Source organism: Synechococcus sp. KORDI-49, assembly GCF_000737575.1.
Classification (GTDB): Bacteria; Cyanobacteriota; Cyanobacteriia; order PCC-6307; family Cyanobiaceae; genus Parasynechococcus.
The window spans coordinates 1,237,641-1,254,844 of the sequence record NZ_CP006270.1; the positions used below are offsets into that span (position 1 = coordinate 1,237,641).

The following is a 17,204-nucleotide window of genomic DNA, read 5'->3' on the forward strand; positions in this document are numbered from 1 at the left end:
TCTCCTTTACCTGTTCATCACGTGTGCATAGGCTGACAAAACCCGCTCCCAGCCGTGATGACGAAGGCCTCCCGTCCAGGTTTCGCTGCCTCGTCCAGCGGTCCGTCCGGACAGAACGAGCAGACCTGGGATGCCGTGGAGACCTACTTCGAATGCATCACGACCTGCTCGCTGGATGACGGCGACTGCATCACCCGCTGCGTGGAACAGTTGCGGGATTCCGAGAGCTAGCCCTCTCAGGCCGGCTGAAGTGTGGAGAGGTCGACCGGTGTGACCTCGAGCGTCACCTCGTCCTCTCCGCGTCGCACCGTGATGCGCAGCCGCTCCCCGACTCCACGGCTTTCGATGGCGCTGACCACGGCAGCCGGGCCCTTCATGGTGCGGCCATCGATGGAGATGATCACGTCGTCCACCTTCAGGCCGGCCTTGTCTGCCGGACCTCCGGGTTGCACCGAACGGATCACAGCCCCGGGAGGCACGGCAGCGCCAGGATTGGGGGACGGGACCGGCGAGAGACCGATACCCACCATCGGATGCTGGACCCGACCGGACTTCACCAGCTCACGGGCGATCGCCTGAGCCCGGTTGATCGGGATCGCGAATCCGAGACCGGCTCCGGGGCCGGAGCGCACCAAGGTGTTGATCCCGACGACCTCCCCATCGGCATTGAGAAGGGGGCCGCCGGAATTTCCGGGGTTGATGGCAGCATCGGTCTGGATCAGATCCAGCCGCTTGCCTGAGATCCCCAGCTGGGAGACGTTGCGGTTCAGATTGCTGATGATGCCGAGGGTGACGGTGTTCTCAAGACCGAAGGGGTTGCCCACCGCGATGGCCCAGTCGCCGACATTGAGCTGATCGGAATTCCCCAGCGTCGCGGTGGGCCAGGGCCCCTTGCCTTCAAGACGCACGACCGCCAGGTCGGTGAGCGTGTCCTTGCCGACCACCCGGCCGGACACCCGGCGGCCGTCGGAGAGCCCCACGCTGAGGGTGTCGGCACCCTCCACCACATGGGCGTTGGTGAGCAGCAATCCCTCCGCATCGAAGATCACCCCGCTGCCCTGGCCGCGCTGCACGCGTGAACGGGGCGTCGCCGTACCGGGTATTCCGAAGAAATGACGGAACATGGGATCCGCCATCAGTCCGCGAGGCAGGCCGGACACCCCCGGACTGCGCACGGTGCGGGCGGTCTCCAGGGTCACCACGGCCGCTCCACTGCGCTTCACGGCCGCCGCCACGAAGGATTCCCGTGAAAGCGCCGCCGAGGCCGGTGCGGCCTGAGCCATCTGCTGAGCCGTGACGAACTGCTGGGCGGCAGCACCGCCGATCAACAGGCCACCAGCGACGACAGGAACAAGGAGGGCGCGGGGCGGGGTCCAGTTCGACAGATTCACCAGCAGGATTAACGAAGAGATGTTCAAACCGTAAGGAGATGGTCTGGCGCAATCCAGACGGCGGCCGGTCAGACCTGTGACCGAGTGCGTCCAGTCCCTGCTGACAGCCATGATGGTGCTGTTGGAACGCTTGGCCCAACGATGCTGTCGTCCCTGTTCCCCGTTCTCTACGGCGTCGTGTTCGTGGCGTTGCTGTGGCAGGCGTTCCGCGTGATGAGCCGCGGATTCAGAGCGGCAAGCGGTCCGATTGATGAGCCCGCTGACCGTACAGGCCGTGTCACCGTGCACCCGGAATTGCTCGACAACGACGGGCGGATCACCGAGGAGGATCTGCTGACGGTACGTTTCGGCGGCGACGAGGAGGCCGGCTCAGATACCTCAGGGACCACTGCTGAATAAGTTAGGGATCGGTTGTCGTCAGACGGCACCGTTCTGGAATCGATGAGAGGGTCGAACGAGTGGATCAGAGAACACGGATCGTTGCTGCAGTCATCAAGGGCGTGAAACTTCCGCCCCGCTTCCGTCTGAGGATGCTGAAGGAAGATCCTGTGCGACTCGAGCTCAGCCTCACGCCTGCCTACGGCAAACAACCGGTGATCGTGGGTCTGGTGGAATCCCTTGACCTGGTGGCCCGTCGCGACCGCGAAGGCCGGATTCCCCGGGATCTGCAGGGGACCTGGGACTGGACGGTGCGCCACGGCCAGGTGAGCACCGGTGGATGGAATCCCTATCTCAAGGAAGCGCTTCAGACCATGTTCGAAACCGGGCTGCCGGCGATCGTGTTCGAGGAGCTCACGGGAGAGGAGTACCACCCGGTGGATGGCACCCGCCATGTGCGCTGAATCCAACGCTCTGTAAAAACGTGCGAACAGCGACCACAAGCGGCGGCGACCGGAGCTAGACCGGAATTATTCCGGCCTTTAAGGAAGTCTTTATGGCCAACCTCACCGCCTCCCTTGGGCCGCTGGTGAAGCTGCTCGCCGCCTTCGGTGCCGTCAGCAGCCTGCTGTTGCTCGGGGTGCTGAACCTCGTTCACTGAGTCCCGGCTTGACGGCCTACCCGATCGATCCGCTGTTGCCGCGGCTCTGCGAAGCGCTGCAACCGGGATCCACAGTGCTGCTCCAGGCTCCTCCAGGAGCTGGCAAGACGACCCGCGTGCCTCTGGCTCTGCTGGGCGCCCTGGGCCCGATGGGCGACAACCGCATCCGGGAGGGGCGGATCTGGATGATCGAACCCCGACGCCTGGCTGCCAGAGCCGCTGCTTCCCGCCTGGCGGAGACCCTTGGGGAAAGCGTCGGTGAGCGGGTCGGCTTCTCGGTCCGCGGCGAGCAGCAACGCTCGGCACAGACGCAGGTGGAGGTGATCACCGATGGCCTGTTTCTGCGACGGCTGCAGGCCGACCCGGCTCTCAATGGTGTGGCCGTGGTGCTGTTCGACGAATTCCACGAACGTCGTCGGGACGCCGATCTTGCCTTCGCACTGCTGCAGGAAGCCCGTCCGCTGCTGCAACCGGAGCTGGCGGTGATGCTGATGTCAGCCACGCTCGATCTCTCCGACCTGCGGAACCGTCTGCCGGAGGCCGCCGTGCTGGAAAGCGAGGGGCGGGCTCACCCTGTGGAGACCGTTCACCAGCTCCCCCGGCGCGATGAGGCCCTGCCTCGTCAGGTCCTCAGGGCGATCGAAACCCACGCCATCGAGCTGCCCGCACGCAGCGGTGTGCTGGTGTTCCTGCCGGGCCTGGCGGAGATCATCCGGTGCAAGGAACTGCTGGAGACAGCTGGATACCTGCGGCGCTGGCGGATCCTGCCGCTGCATGGCCAGCTGCCCCTGGAGGAGCAGAACCGTGCCCTGCAGCGCTGCAGCGCTGACCATGACGGAACGGTGATCCTCGCCAGCGCCATCGCGGAAAGCTCGGTGACCATCGACGGCGTGCGCCTGGTGATCGACAGCGGACTCAGCCGGCAGCTGCGCTACGACCCCGGGCAGGGCATGGAAGGCCTGGAGACAGTCCCCTCCAGCCTGGCCAGCGCCGATCAACGCCGCGGACGGGCAGGACGCCAGGGACCGGGCTGCTGCGTGCGGCTCTGGTCTCCAGCGGAACAGCAGCGGCGGCCGGCCTTCAGCACGCCGGAACTGCAGCTGGCGGATCCGCAGCCCGTGGTGCTGGAACTGGCAGCCTGGGGCGCAGGCCTCGGGGAGGAGCTTCCCTGGCTCGAGCCACCGCCTGCGGCATCGCTGCTGGAGGGCCAGCAACAGCTGATCGCCCTTGGGGTCCTGACCACCGACGGGAGGCTGAGCCCCTCCGGCAGGCTGCTGGGCCAGCTGGGCACGCATCCGCGCCTGGGGGTGCTGATGCTGGAGGCACACCGACGGGGCTGTCCCGAACTCGGATGTGATCTGGCGGCTCTGCTGAGCGAACGGGACCCGCTGCGTCTACGCGACAGCGGTTGCGACCTGCACGCCCGGCTCGAGGCTCTCAAACGGGAGAGACGGCTGGCCCCGCTGCGACAGCTCAGCCGTCAGCTGCGCCGCCAGCTGGAGGCGCTGAAGCTCGATCCTCCCCATGACCAACCGGAGCAGGACGCTTCCCGGCTGATCCTGGCGGCGTTTCCAGGCTGGCTGGCACTGCAGCGTCCCGGCCAGCCGGGCCGCTACCGGTTGCGTCAGGGACGCGGAGCCGATCTGGTGCCGCATGACCCACTGACAGGGGCCGAGGCGCTGGCGGTGGCACGGGTGGACCTCGGCAGTCGCGAGACCCGCATTCAGCTCGCCGTGGCGATCAGCGACGCCACGCTGCAGAGCCTGGCCGCGCAGGAGGGGCAGTGGCAGGACAGCGCGCACTGGGATGCCGCCGCAGCACGGATCCGGGCAAGGCGAAGGCTGATGCTGGGGCATCTCACGATCCGAGAGGACGCTCTGCCGACCCCGGACGGACTCCAGTGCCGCGATCTGCTGCTGGGTCTGCTGGCGGAGTCGCGCCGCCTCGACTGGCTGCCCTGGACCGATGCCCTGCAACAGCTCTGTCGGCGCCAGGATCTGGCCCATCGCCATCTGGGAGCTCCCTGGCCGCAGAGAACGCCTGAGGCATTGCTCGCCACGGCGGAGCACTGGCTCGGCCCGGTCCTGATCGGCTGCCTCCGCTGGCAGGACCTGGATCCCACCACCCTGGAGAACGCTCTTTGGACAGACCTGGAGTGGGGGCATCGACAGCAACTGGAGACACTGCTGCCCCGCCAGGTTCCGATCCCGTCCGGACGGTGCGCCGCTTTGCGCTACGAAGAGGATGAAGTGGTCCTTGCCGTGAAGCTGCAGGAGATGTTCGGCTGCGCTGACAGCCCTCAACTGCTCGATGGACGATTGCCGGTGACGCTCGAACTGCTCTCCCCGGCCGGGCGGCCTTTGCAGCGGACCTGCGACCTGGCTGGCTTCTGGAGCGGAAGTTACGCCGACGTCCGACGCGACATGCGCGGGCGCTATCCGAAGCACCCCTGGCCGGAGGATCCACGCCAGGCGATCCCCACCGCCCGAACAAAACGACGGCCATCGCGTCCGAACTGAAAGGCCGGCGCATCACTCAGCGGTGTCACCGAAAGCACAAGCAACAAATCTCCATCCTTTGTTACATTGCTTCCAACCAATCGGTTCTTCCTCATGTCCGACTCCACCCAATCCCGTTTCGGTTTCGTCAACTTCGCTGAGACCTGGAACGGCCGCCTGGCCATGCTCGGCTTCGTCATCGGCCTCGGCACCGAGCTGCTGACCGGCCAGGGCATCCTGTCCCAGATCGGCCTCGGCTGATCCCTTCAGGGCTTCACAAAACCCCGCCGATCGTCGGTGGGGTTTTTTGTTGTCTTCGCCTGGATGTCCACACCATGGTTCACAGTGGACCGAATCTCAACGGCTGACATTGGCACCGCTCTACGTTCAGAACCGCCGCGATGGATCGAGGCTCCTGAGCAGTGCCCTTGTGATCTTCTCCATCTCCTTGACCCAGCTGCATCAACCATGGGGTGCATTCGTGGCCATGGTGAGTGGATTGGTCTGTCTCTACTGGGGTCTCGCCTACCGCCGCCTTGAGCGCTGATCGGATTCCGACCTATTCGGTCGGTGAACTGAATGCCGCCGTCGGCAGCCTGCTGGAACGCGGATTCGCCCCCCGCTTCCTGGTCGAGGCAAGCGTCTCGAGACCGCAGCTGAAAAAGGGGCATCTGTGGCTCACCCTGACTGACGGTGACGCGAGCATCACCGGTGTGGTCTGGGCCTCCCGCCTCAAGCAGCTGAGCCATCATCCGCAGGACGGTGACGGCGTCACCGTGGTGGGCAAGCTCAATTTCTGGATCGCCCGCGCCAGCCTGTCGGTGCAGGTGCTGGACATCAGGCCCAGCCTCACCACCGTGCTGCGTCAGTTCGAGCAGGTGCGAGACCGGCTGCTCGAGGAAGGGGTGATCGATCCTGCCCGTCGACGCCCCTTGCCGCTGCGACCTGCCGTGGTGGTCATCCTCACCAGCGTGCCCAGTTCCGCGCTGGCGGACATGCTGCGAACGGCTCGGGAACGCTGGCCGATGACCCGGCTGCTGCTGGTGCCGATTCCCGTTCAGGGAGCGGTGGCTGAACGCATTCGTGGCGTGCTCTCCGCACTCGCGATGCGTCACGAACATCTGCAACTGGAAGCTCTTGTGCTCGCCAGGGGCGGAGGCAGTCGCGAGGATCTGGCGGTCTTCGACGACGAAGGGCTCTGCAGGGATCTGGCGGTCTTTCCCGTGCCGGTGATCACCGGCCTCGGCCACGAGGATGACCTCACGGTGGCCGATCTGGTCGCCGATCACCGCGCCGCCACCCCCACCGCCGCCATCGTGGCGCTGCTGCCGGATCGCCAGACGGTGGAACGGGACCTGCAGCGGAGACGAGAGCGGCTGCGTGATCTGCCGAGCTGGCGGCTGGCCCGTGAGCGTCAGCGGCTGCTGGATCGGCGGCGGCGGCTGGAGCAACAGGCACCGACAGCCCGCCTGCCACGCCTGCGCCAGGAGCTACAGCAGAAACGGCTTCTGCTGCAGGCGCTTTCGCCTGAACGATGGCTGCAGCGTGGACTGGCCCTGGTGAACGACGCCAGCGGAGCCGCGGTCACCGGCATCAGCGATGTGCAACCCGGTGACAGGCTGACTGTGCAGCTCCGTGATGGTCTGCTCGACACCAGGGTGGATGCCATCCGCCCCGCTTCCGACGCATCGACTCCATGAACGACAGCGAGTCCCTTCAGGACCGGATCAAGGACTGGCGAAAGGACGCCTCCGGACTCAGCTACGAGGAAGCACTGCAGGCCTTGGATCTGATCCTGGCCGAGCTGCAGGATGACGCCGTTCCGATGGCGGAGCTGCAACGGCATGTGCTGCATGGACAGGTCTATCTCGACCATTGCGAGAGCCTGTTGAAGACAATGGAAGAAGCGGTGGTTCAGCTCGACCCCGACACCCTGGAGCCCTCAGACGATGCGTAAGGTTCTGCCCTGGATCTATCTGGCCCTGGCCTTGCTCGGAGCTGTGCTCCCCTGGCGCGCCAATCTGGAGTTCATCGCGGAAAGCGGGGGTCAGGCCTTTGATCTGCCGCGTTTCATCGCCGACGCCTCCAGCACAGCCGCCGCCCGCTCACTGAGCTCAGACCTGCTGATCGGCGCTTCGGCCGTGAGCCTCTGGATCTGCACCGAAGGCCCACGGCTGAAGATCCGCGCCTGGTGGGTGGCGATCCTGGTGAGCTTCAGCGTGTCATTCGCCTGTGGGGCCCCCCTGTTTCTGTTTCTGCGGGAGCGCCACCTGCTGGCTCAGGAGTCGGAACCGGCATCCTGAGCCGTTACATCGATGGTCACCTCACTGGCTGGGACCGATGGATCAGGCCCTGACATCCCATCAAGCGCGGTTCCGCAGACGCTGCAGACGCTGGATCCCCCGAAGTTCACCGCGCCACAGGCCGAACAGGTCACCATGCGCGACTGAAGAATCTTCCAGCCGATCCAGCCCAGCCCCGTCAGCAGGAACGGCAGAACCAACAGGATGAGCAGCAATCCGCCAGCCAGATCCAGCAGCAGGCGCCCTGCGGCCGTTGGCAGAAGCAGCAACAGCACGATGGCCAGCCAGACCAAGGGGGAGGGGCGCGTCATGATCACTTCCAGGCTCCTTGCTTCAGCATCGCAGCCGTTGCCGTGGATTCAAGATGCTTCGCAGGGCGGATTTCCCTTACAAGCGCGTGGATCGTGCGCTCGCCAGTTCAACACTCAGACACTGGCCAAAGTAATGAATCACACCGATCAACCAGACCCATAAGGTCAACACCATCACACCACCAATCACGCCATAAGCCTGAAAACGATTACCGAGGGAAATAATGCTCAAGCTGAAGGCACTGTTGAGAACGTTCAACGCCACACCCACCAGCAGAGCCCCTGGAATCAATGGTTTCCAGGGAACCCGACGACTGGGAAGAACCCGTTGAAGCAGCAGAGATAACAACGACAGCCACAGCGTCGGCACGATGACATGTCCGACATTCAGAAATGGAATCGTCTTCAGTACGACCACGGCATCGGGCCACATGGACAACAACGATGCCATCAGGCTTTCAGGAATCCTGCCGAGATTGAAAACAATCTGCTCCAGAACAATCAATGACGCCGCCAAAACAACGATCAGGAAGGCTTCCAGACGCCCCCGCACGAAGTCGATCGCCTGGGTTTTCAGAGGCACAACAGTTGTTGTCTGCGGAAGAAACTCCTCCCAGAGCCGGTCCGCTCCCCGCTGCAGTGTGAGATAAGCATTGCTAGCGGCCAGCACCAGCAGGGCAACGCCGAACAAACCGGCTCCAAACCCCTGTGCCACGAGACCGAGCAGCGTTGACTCAACAACACCCACCGCCGAAGGGGGCAGCAGAGGCGTGATCGCATCGATCACCTGATCCATGCCACTGGTGCTTCCGAACACTTTCGCAGCCACCGCCAGGGCGATCAACAAAAGAGGAAAGATCGACTGCAGAGTGAAGTATGCGAAAGCAGCACTGAGGTCCACACAATCACACTGAGACCAGCGCAGTCCTGCATGCCAGAGCCTGCGACTCATCCAACGGATTCGAGACACAAGCCTGGCCACGGCTTCGCCATCACTGCCGAAACGCTACAACGGCAAGCAATATGTTCAGGCACAAAAAAACCACCTCGTTGCGAGGTGGTTTCTTCGTATGGAATGTTTTACCTGGCATCGAGCTATTTTCTCAGGGGGCTACCCCCCAAATATCGTCGCCGCTGATGCGTTTCACAACCGAGTTCGAGATGGATCGGAGTGGTTCCACACCGCTATGGACACCAGGATAGTTAAACATTCTCATGGGTTGTGAACCCTGAGAACTGCATAGGATCTGCAACTTTCGTCGCGCGTCTGAATCAAACAAAGTCTGTCTTTCAGGCAAGAACCAAGAAGTTGGTCAAGCCCTCGGTCTATTAGTACTCCTCCGCTGCATCCATTACTGGACTTCCACGTAGAGCCTATCAACGGGTGTTCTGCCCGTGACCTTACTGGGTTACCCCATGGGAACACTCATCTTGAGGTGGGCTTCCCACTTAGATGCTTTCAGCGGTTATCCACTCCGCACATGGCTACCCAGCGTTTACCGTTGGCACGATAACTGGTACACCAGAGGTGCGTTCCTCCCGGTCCTCTCGTACTAGGGAGAAATCCTCTCAATGTTCCTACGCGTACACCGGATATGGACCGAACTGTCTCACGACGTTCTGAACCCAGCTCGCGTACCGCTTTAATGGGCGAACAGCCCAACCCTTGGGACCGACTTCAGCCCCAGGTTGCGATGAGCCGACATCGAGGTGCCAAACCTCCCCGTCGATGTGAACTCTTGGGGGAGATCAGCCTGTTATCCCTAGAGTAACTTTTATCCGTTGAGCGACGGCCCTTCCACTCAGAACCGTCGGATCACTAAAGCCGACTTTCGTCCCTGTTCGACTTGTTGGTCTCACAGTCAAGCTCCCTTCTGCTTTTGCACTCGTCAGCTGATTTCCAACCAGCCTGAGGGAACCTTTGCGCGCCTCCGTTACCTTTTAGGAGGCGACCGCCCCAGTCAAACTGCCCACCTGATACTGTCCGCTCCCCGGATAACGGGTGAACGTTAGAACCCTAGCTCTGAAAGAGTGGTATCTCACCAGTGACTAACTCATACCCACAAGCATGAGATCAACGTCTCCCACCTATCCTGCGCATTCAGAGCCCGGGCACAATACCAAGCTACAGTAAAGCTTCATAGGGTCTTTCTGTCCAGGTGTACGTAGTCCGCATCTTCACAGACAATTCTATTTCGCCGAGCCTCTCTCCGAGACAGCGCCCTGATCGTTACGCCTTTCGTGCGGGTCGGAACTTACCCGACAAGGAATTTCGCTACCTTAGGACCGTTATAGTTACGGCCGCCGTTCACCGGGGCTTCAGTCGCCAGCTTCGCTTACGCTGACCGGCTTCCTTAACCTTCCGGCACTGGGCAGGCGTCAGCCCCCATACATCGTCTTGCGACTTAGCGGAGACCTGTGTTTTTGGTAAACAGTCGCCAGGGCCTCTTCACTGCGACCACCTTGCGGTGGCACCCCTTCTCCCGAAGTTACGGGGCCATTTTGCCGAGTTCCTTAGAGAGAGTTACCTCGCGCACCTCGGTATTCTCTACCACCCCACCTGTGTCGGTTTCGGGTACTGGCAGTTATGCCTTAACGGGTATAGAGCTTTTCTTGGAAGCATGACGTCACCAACTTCGCTGCCGTAGCAGCTCGTACTCACGCCTCAGCTCGGAACGTTTTCTCCGCTCCTCAACGCCTCGAACGCTTGAACCAGTAACCAACATCTGGCTTGGCTAGCCTTCTCCGTCCCTCTTCCCAAAACATAACCGGTACAGGAATGTTGACCTGTTATCCATCGACTACGCCTTTCGGCCTCGCCTTAGGTCCAGACTAACCCTCCGCGGACGAGCCTGCCGGAGGAACCCTTAGGGTTTCGGTGCATGGGATTCTCACCCATGTTTTCGCTACTCAAGCCGACATTCTCACTTCTATGCAGTCCACGTCCGCTCACGCTAACGCTTCGCCCCACATAGAACGCTCCCCTACCATAAATCCGCAGCTTCGGTACAACACTTAGCCCCGTTCATTTTCGGCGCAGGATCGCTCGACCAGTGAGCTATTACGCACTCCTTTGAGGATGGCTGCTTCTAGGCAAACCTCCTGGTTGTCTATGCAATCCCACCTCCTTTATCACTTAGTGTTGATTTGGGGACCTTAGCTGGCGGTCTGGGCTGTTTCCCTCTTGACCATGGAGCTTATCCCCCACAGTCTGACTGCCTGACTACACACAGGGTATTCAGAGTTCATCTCGATTTGGTACCGCTCTCGCAGCCCGCACCGAAATGGTGGCTTTACCCCCCTGCTGGAGCATCAGACGCTACGCCTCAACGTATTTCGGGGAGAACCAGCTAGCTCCGGGTTCGATTGGCATTTCACCCCTAACCACAGCTCATCCGCTGACTTTTCAACGTCAGTCGGTTCGGACCTCCACTTGGTATCACCCAAGCTTCATCCTGGCCATGGTTAGATCACCCGGGTTCGGGTCTATAAACACTGACAAGCGCCCTATTCAGACTCGCTTTCGCTATGGCTCCACCATTTCCGGTTTAACCCGCCAGTGCCTATAAGTCGCCGGCTCATTCTTCAACAGGCACACGGTCACCCTATGAGTAGGGCTCCCATTGCTTGTAGGCTCACGGTTTCATGTTCTATTTCACTCCCCTCCCGGGGTTCTTTTCACCTTTCCCTCGCGGTACTGTTTCGCTATCGGTCACACAGGAGTACTTAGCCTTACGAGGTGGTCCTCGCGGATTCACACGGAATTTCACGTGCTCCGTGCTACTCGGGATACAGCTAGGTCAGTTCAGTTTTCAGTTACGGGGCTTTCACCCTCTGTGGCGTGTCATTCAAACACTTCTCCTAACATTCCTGATCCACGTTGCTGTCCCACAACCCCGATGCTCGAAAGCATCGGTTTAGGCTCTTCCCCGTTCGCTCGCCGCTACTGAGGGAGTCGTTTTTACTTTCCTTTCCTCCAGCTACTAAGATGTTTCAGTTCGCTGGGTTGGCTCGCGCCAGCCTATGGATTCAGCTGGCCGTACTAGGGGTTGCCCCATTCGGAAATTCCCGGATCAAAGCGTGCTTCCAGCTCCCCGAGACTTATCGCAGGTAACCACGTCCTTCATCGCCTCTGTGTGCCAAGGTATCCACCGTGAGCCCTTTGTAGCTTGACCAATTAACCTCTAAAACGCTTACCGTTGTTGAGACGGATTCTTCTGTTTTCAACCTCAGTTTTCACTGACACTGAAAACAAAATCAAACTCCTCATCGCTCGACACGATAAGAAGAACATTTTAGAGTCTCGGCTCTTGCTCAAAAGAATTTTCATTGCTCTGGTTCTAGGCATCCTTTCGGATACTCAGACTCAAAACAATGCATCCATGAGATGCTTTGTTTTTTCCAGACTTCACCTATGCAGTTGTCAAGGTTCTGCCAGACTCCAAATCAAATCATTGATTGCTCAATAACTTGAATTGAGCCCAGCATCTTATCAACCAAATCATGAGTTCTCACTCATCCTTGGAATGACAGGAAGCTGGGGTCATCCAGCGGACATTATCCAAATCACACTCCTCATTTCGAGTCATTTCCCGTTACACGGAAAATGGAGATTGAGTTCGGTCAGTGGAGGTTAGGAGACTCGAACTCCTGACATCCTGCTTGCAAAGCAGGCGCTCTACCAACTGAGCTAAACCCCCAACACCGAATGGGCCATCCTGGACTTGAACCAGGGACCTCACCCTTATCAGGGGTGCGCTCTAACCACCTGAGCTAATGGCCCAGGAAAAAAACTCAACCCTTGTGGGGTGTGACCTAGACAAAGTTTAGGAACTGATCATCTCCATAACTCAAATCAACATTGCTGCTGATTCAGTTACTTCAACGCTGAGGTACCGATCGACCTAAGGTGACAGGATTTCGGCCTAAGAATAAAAGTACTCAGGCATCAAAATCGTTGTTTGTCTCCCTGTTAGGAGGTGATCCATCCGCACCTTCCGGTACGGATACCTTGTTACGACTTCACCCCAGTCATCAGCCCCACCTTCGACGTCCTCCTCCACAAGGGTTGGAGTAACGGCTTCGGGCGTGGCCAACTTCCATGGTGTGACGGGCGGTGTGTACAAGGCCCGGGAACGTATTCACCGCAGTATGCTGACCTGCGATTACTAGCGATTCCTCCTTCACGTAGGCGAGTTGCAGCCTACGATCTGAACTGAGCCACGGTTTATGGGATTTGCTTGTCCTCGCGAACTTGCTGCCCTTTGTCCGTAGCATTGTAGTACGTGTGTAGCCCAGGATGTAAGGGGCATGATGACTTGACGTCATCCACACCTTCCTCCGGTTTATCACCGGCGGTCTCTCTAGAGTGCCCAACTAAATGCTGGCAACTAAAGACGTGGGTTGCGCTCGTTGCGGGACTTAACCCAACATCTCACGACACGAGCTGACGACAGCCATGCACCACCTGTCACTGCGTTCCCGAAGGCACCCTCTCGTTTCCAAGAGGTTCGCAGGATGTCAAACCCTGGTAAGGTTCTTCGCGTTGCATCGAATTAAACCACATACTCCACCGCTTGTGCGGGCCCCCGTCAATTCCTTTGAGTTTCACACTTGCGTGCGTACTCCCCAGGCGGAACACTTAACGCGTTGGCTACGACACCGAGGGGGTCGATTCCCCCGACACCTAGTGTTCATCGTTTACGGCCAGGACTACAGGGGTATCTAATCCCTTTCGCTCCCCTGGCTTTCGTCCATGAGCGTCAGTTATGGCCCAGCAGAGCGCCTTCGCCACTGGTGTTCTTCCCGATATCTACGCATTTCACCGCTACACCGGGAATTCCCTCTGCCCCTACCACACTCAAGCCCAACAGTTTCCACTGCCATGATGGAGTTAAGCTCCACGTTTTAACAGCAGACTTTCTGGGCCGCCTGCGGACGCTTTACGCCCAATAATTCCGGATAACGCTTGCCACTCCCGTATTACCGCGGCTGCTGGCACGGAATTAGCCGTGGCTTATTCATCAAGTACCGTCAGATCTTCTTCCTTGATAAAAGAGGTTTACAGCCCAGAGGCCTTCATCCCTCACGCGGCGTTGCTCCGTCAGGCTTTCGCCCATTGCGGAAAATTCCCCACTGCTGCCTCCCGTAGGAGTCTGGGCCGTGTCTCAGTCCCAGTGTGGCTGATCATCCTCTCAGACCAGCTACTGATCGATGCCTTGGTGAGCCTTTACCTACACCAACTAGCTAATCAGACGCGAGCTCATCCTCAGGCGAAATTCATTTCACCTCGCGGCATATGGGGTATTAGCAGCCGTTTCCAGCTGTTATCCCCCTCCTGAGGGCAGATTCTCACGCGTTACTCACCCGTCCGCCACTAACCCGAAGGTTCGTTCGACTTGCATGTGTTAAGCACGCCGCCAGCGTTCATCCTGAGCCAGGATCAAACTCTCCGTTGTAGTTCATGTCCTCTTACAACTCAAATAATTGCTTACCTGAATCGCTCAACATGATTTGCGTCACCCATTACTCAGCCAATGCCGGCAACAGTTGAGGCCTCCTTCCCGCTGACACAGAAAGGGTTCTTAAGAGTGCATCTCTAGATTTCTCTTTCAATGACTTTCCAGGATCTCAGATCCGGTTGTTGCTCCACATTGCGCACACCGGCAACCGCAAGGCTCGTGAAAACCTCGCCGTTGCAAGCACAATGCTTCTCTGCAACACGTTTGTTCTTTTGACGGGACCTCACACCTTCATCGCTTCTTCATTCAAATGTGCACCTCACCTTGCGGCTCAATGCTCATCTGAACGCGATGAAAGCGTCAGTTCCTAAACTTTTCAATTGTCCAGGTTCGATCAACTATCCTCTCCTCCCTTTCAGAAGGTGGGTGTTGATCAACGCGGTCTCGCGACCGCTTGTGAAACTTACAACACCGTGGGATCTCTCCCTCCTGGTCCTGTAAGCCGCCTCAGACACCTCAAGGCTTTCGCCTTCAGCGCTTCGGCTTGCGCACTCGCCTCTCGGCTCCTGCGCAAGACAAAACCATAACACCCCTCGCTGCCCCGACGCAATAACAAGCTTCAGGGCAGCAGCAGCGCCTCTCCCCAGGGCAGCAGCTGGGCCAGCTGAGACCAGGAACCAGCTGCCAGCATCGGGAAACTGGCCTGCGCCAGACCCTGACCCGGGACAAGCTGTCCGGGGTCTGCGTCCAGCCAGCGGATCGGGCAGCCCAGCTCCTCAAGCACCAGCCAGGCAGCGGCGAGATCCCAGATCTTTGGAGTGGCCTCCAGTGCCGCAACGGTCTGCCCCATGCCGACACTGAGAAGGTTGAGGCTGGCGACCCCAAGCAGACGCAGCTTTCCCGGGAACGGCTTCTGCGGGCAGCGCTGGAGCACCCGGATCGAACGGCTGCAGAGGGAGACACAGGCACTGGTGACCGTGGTGCGGGTCAGGGCCGTGAGCGGCTCACCGTTCCGCCAGACACCGCAGCCACGGATCGCAACGATGCGCTGGCCCATCGCTGGAATGTCCAGGAAGGCTTCGACGGGACGTCCTGCAGAGAATCGGGCGACGGAAATCGCCCAGTAGGGGATTCCAGCCGCGAAATTGGTGGTTCCATCCAAGGGATCGACGACCCAGTAAGCCGGCGAATCAGGCACCACCTGAGAGCCTTCCTCACTGAGAACCCCCTCACCGGGAGTGATCCTGTTCAAACCATCCACCAGGGCTGCATCGCTCCAGCGATCGCAGGCGGTGATCAACGTGCCGTCAGGCTTCACATCCGAACCGATGTGACCGAAGTCCTGTCGTTGCCGCTCGGCAACACGATCCAGCAACTGATGGATGCTGCTGAGCTGATCCGCCCGGAGCAGCGTGCTCACCAGAGGGCCCGCACCGGGGACGCCTCAAGATCAGCGTTGCCAGACCCTGCAGCCGTGGAAGCCAGAGCCGGACAGGCGGCCTTCAGCGGTGTCGGTTCGATCGGGATGACCAGGCGACCGGAATCGGGCTTCGAGGAAGAAAGGTTGGACTCAGGGCAGGCGATCAGAGCATCCAGTCCGGTTCGACGCCGCAGCTCGGCGAGGCTGGTGTTGTACTCCCGGATGGCCTGGGCATAACGGATCTCAGCGTTGGTGAGATCCCTTTGGTTGTCCACCACTTCACGCTGGGTGCTCACACCGGCCTGCACCCTGAGCTGCGACAGACGCAGCGATTCACGTGATGACAGCACTTCGCTGGAGGTGGTCTGGATGTTCTGAATCGCCGTTCTCAGACCGATGAAGCTGTCCTCCACCTCCAGGCGGATCTGATCGCGGGTCGCCGCCAGATTGAAAGCGCTTTCCTCGGCCGCCTGCTTGAAGCGACGGTATTCGGCACGGGCACGTCCACCGTCATAAAGGCGCCAGGTCGCCGTGAGTGCGGAGCTGTTCTGGACACCCCAGGTGTAATCGTCCATGTCGATGGACCCGAGCGAGTCCAGACCGGTCTGGCCTTGATTTCGGAAACTGGTGGTGGTGTTCACGAAGCTGAGCACCGGCTGGACGGCCGCCAGCGAGGCATTCGCCTGACTGTTATTGATCGAGATGTCCAGGATCAGGCGATCCAGCTCTTCGCGGAAGTTGTAGGCGGCCACGATGCTTTCCTGAAGCGTGGGCTCCCAGAGCCCGAGAGGCCGGGCCGGCGTCGCCGCTGTGGGGGTGATGTCCTGAGGGAGATCGAGTAGCGCCGCCAGGTTGCGACGGGTGAAGTCCTGGGTTCCGAGGCGATCGGTGAGGAGATTGCGATCACGGGCCAGCTGCGTCTCCGCTTCGAGCACCTCAAGCTTCGTGTTGACCCCAGCGTTGTAACGGGCCCTGGCATCGCGGAGGCTGACCAGCGAAGCGCGCACCGAATCCTGTCCGATACGGACGCCTTCGTCGGATTCCTGAAGTCGGAAATAGGCCGTGGCTGCATCCAGGCGGAGATCACGCAAAGCGATCAGATAGCTGTCTCTTGCCTGCTCGTAGCGATCACGGGCAGCGGCGATGTCCGGTACCCGGGAGGGATTGATGATGTCCCAGCGAACCCGCAGGTTCACGTCAGCGCGCCATTCGCGCCCGTAGCGCTGGGGTTCGCCGCGACGCTCCCGTGCCGGACGGATCACCTCTCCGGTGAGCGGATTGGTCACCTCGGGAATGGTGGTCGACGGAACGAAGTCGGGGTTCCGGTAGGTGTAGGACTTGAAGTACTCCGGCAGGCCGTTGGCGGAGAAATCAACGGTGGGATACCAGGAGGCAATCGTCGCCCGAAGGGCCGACTTGGCCTGGTCCACCTGACTGGCTGCCGCCTTCAGCCTGGGGCTGTTGACTTCAGCGAGCTCGAGGGCATTTTCAAGGGTGATCGGGCGCAGCTCATGGATGCTGACCTGATCGGTCTGATCGGGAAGCGCCAGGCTGGGAGGCGCTTGCAGGGGTTGCAGATCCGCCGGCAGGGACGTGGCAGCCGGCTGGATCTCCGATGGATCAGCCTTCGGTCGTGCTCCCTTCAGCGTGATCGCATCCGGAAGCGTTGATTGATCGACGAGATAACCGGCGGATGTCTCTTCACTCGCCTTGTCCTGACCGAAGGCAGGAAGTGCAACTGTGACCAGCATGCCCGCAATGAGAACACGACCTGCGGAAAT

At 60.2% G+C, this 17,204-nt stretch carries 14 protein-coding genes, 2 tRNA genes and 3 rRNA genes; 9 read left to right on the forward strand and 10 right to left on the reverse strand.

The annotated features are described in order from the left end of the window. Positions 1 to 57: 57 nt before the first annotated feature. On the forward strand, positions 58 to 231 hold the full coding sequence (locus tag KR49_RS14290) for a hypothetical protein (protein ID WP_173402137.1): 174 nt from the start codon (positions 58 to 60) through the stop codon (positions 229 to 231). A gap of 5 nt (positions 232 to 236) precedes the next feature. On the opposite strand, the gene KR49_RS06435 is transcribed toward KR49_RS14290, so the two are convergent. After that, positions 237 to 1,283 carry a trypsin-like peptidase domain-containing protein gene (locus tag KR49_RS06435; protein ID WP_253912858.1) on the reverse strand — a complete coding sequence of 349 codons (1,047 nt, stop codon included), beginning with the start codon at positions 1,281 to 1,283 and terminating at the stop codon, positions 237 to 239. A gap of 249 nt (positions 1,284 to 1,532) precedes the next feature. Between KR49_RS06435 and KR49_RS06440 the strand changes: the two genes are divergently transcribed. From KR49_RS06440 to KR49_RS06470, 8 genes are all read left to right on the forward strand, one after another. Next, positions 1,533 to 1,790, forward strand: coding sequence for a DUF2973 domain-containing protein (locus KR49_RS06440; protein ID WP_043693035.1), 258 nt, complete (start codon positions 1,533 to 1,535; stop codon positions 1,788 to 1,790). Positions 1,791 to 1,849: 59 nt separating this feature from the next. Continuing rightward, complete coding sequence (locus KR49_RS06445) at positions 1,850 to 2,233, forward strand: hypothetical protein (protein ID WP_043693038.1); 384 nt, start codon at positions 1,850 to 1,852, stop codon at positions 2,231 to 2,233. A 205-nt stretch (positions 2,234 to 2,438) separates the two neighbouring features. Next, positions 2,439 to 4,949 (forward strand): ATP-dependent helicase HrpB, encoded by a 2,511-nt coding sequence (gene hrpB / locus KR49_RS06450; protein WP_043693041.1) that lies wholly within the window; start codon positions 2,439 to 2,441, stop codon positions 4,947 to 4,949. A gap of 93 nt (positions 4,950 to 5,042) precedes the next feature. After that, positions 5,043 to 5,189: a chlorophyll a/b-binding protein gene (locus tag KR49_RS06455; RefSeq protein WP_043697009.1), complete on the forward strand. Its 147-nt coding sequence runs from the start codon at positions 5,043 to 5,045 to the stop codon at positions 5,187 to 5,189. A gap of 109 nt (positions 5,190 to 5,298) precedes the next feature. After that, entirely contained in the window at positions 5,299 to 5,475 is a 177-nt protein-coding gene (locus KR49_RS14295; protein WP_173402138.1) for a hypothetical protein, read from the forward strand. Next, a complete protein-coding gene (gene xseA / locus KR49_RS06460; RefSeq protein WP_043693046.1) occupies positions 5,465 to 6,628 on the forward strand; it encodes an exodeoxyribonuclease VII large subunit in 1,164 nt (387 codons plus the stop codon). Before KR49_RS14295 ends, xseA begins: the two co-directional genes overlap by 11 nt. After that, positions 6,625 to 6,885, forward strand: coding sequence for an exodeoxyribonuclease VII small subunit (xseB, locus tag KR49_RS06465; RefSeq protein ID WP_043693049.1), 261 nt, complete (start codon positions 6,625 to 6,627; stop codon positions 6,883 to 6,885). The genes xseA and xseB overlap by 4 nt, the downstream gene beginning before the upstream one ends. Beyond that, complete coding sequence (locus KR49_RS06470) at positions 6,878 to 7,231, forward strand: DUF2834 domain-containing protein (protein WP_043693052.1); 354 nt, start codon at positions 6,878 to 6,880, stop codon at positions 7,229 to 7,231. Before xseB ends, KR49_RS06470 begins: the two co-directional genes overlap by 8 nt. Here KR49_RS06470 and KR49_RS06475 read toward each other — a convergent pair. From KR49_RS06475 to KR49_RS06515, 9 genes are all read right to left on the reverse strand, one after another. Beyond that, positions 7,207 to 7,542 (reverse strand): hypothetical protein, encoded by a 336-nt coding sequence (locus KR49_RS06475; RefSeq protein WP_043693055.1) that lies wholly within the window; start codon positions 7,540 to 7,542, stop codon positions 7,207 to 7,209. The two genes, KR49_RS06470 and KR49_RS06475, sit on opposite strands and share 25 nt — an antisense overlap. Positions 7,543 to 7,618: 76 nt before the next feature. Further along, positions 7,619 to 8,494 carry a YihY/virulence factor BrkB family protein gene (locus tag KR49_RS06480; protein WP_052378197.1) on the reverse strand — a complete coding sequence of 292 codons (876 nt, stop codon included), beginning with the start codon at positions 8,492 to 8,494 and terminating at the stop codon, positions 7,619 to 7,621. A gap of 130 nt (positions 8,495 to 8,624) precedes the next feature. Beyond that, positions 8,625 to 8,741: ribosomal RNA gene (gene rrf, locus KR49_RS06485) — 5S ribosomal RNA — on the reverse strand. Positions 8,742 to 8,851: 110 nt separating this feature from the next. Further along, a 23S ribosomal RNA gene (locus KR49_RS06490) occupies positions 8,852 to 11,717 on the reverse strand. A 452-nt stretch (positions 11,718 to 12,169) separates the two neighbouring features. Continuing rightward, positions 12,170 to 12,242, reverse strand: a tRNA-Ala gene (locus KR49_RS06495). A gap of 9 nt (positions 12,243 to 12,251) precedes the next feature. Then, a tRNA-Ile gene (locus tag KR49_RS06500) sits at positions 12,252 to 12,325 on the reverse strand. Positions 12,326 to 12,514: 189 nt separating this feature from the next. Next, a 16S ribosomal RNA gene (locus tag KR49_RS06505) occupies positions 12,515 to 14,000 on the reverse strand. The 16S, 23S and 5S rRNA genes sit together here with 2 tRNA genes alongside, the layout of an rRNA operon. Positions 14,001 to 14,622: 622 nt before the next feature. Further along, on the reverse strand, positions 14,623 to 15,423 hold the full coding sequence (locus KR49_RS06510; protein ID WP_371257662.1) for an inositol monophosphatase family protein: 801 nt from the start codon (positions 15,421 to 15,423) through the stop codon (positions 14,623 to 14,625). Further along, a complete protein-coding gene (locus tag KR49_RS06515; RefSeq protein ID WP_071839698.1) occupies positions 15,420 to 17,174 on the reverse strand; it encodes a TolC family protein in 1,755 nt (584 codons plus the stop codon). The genes KR49_RS06510 and KR49_RS06515 overlap by 4 nt, the downstream gene beginning before the upstream one ends. Between the last annotated feature and the right edge of the window lie 30 nt (positions 17,175 to 17,204).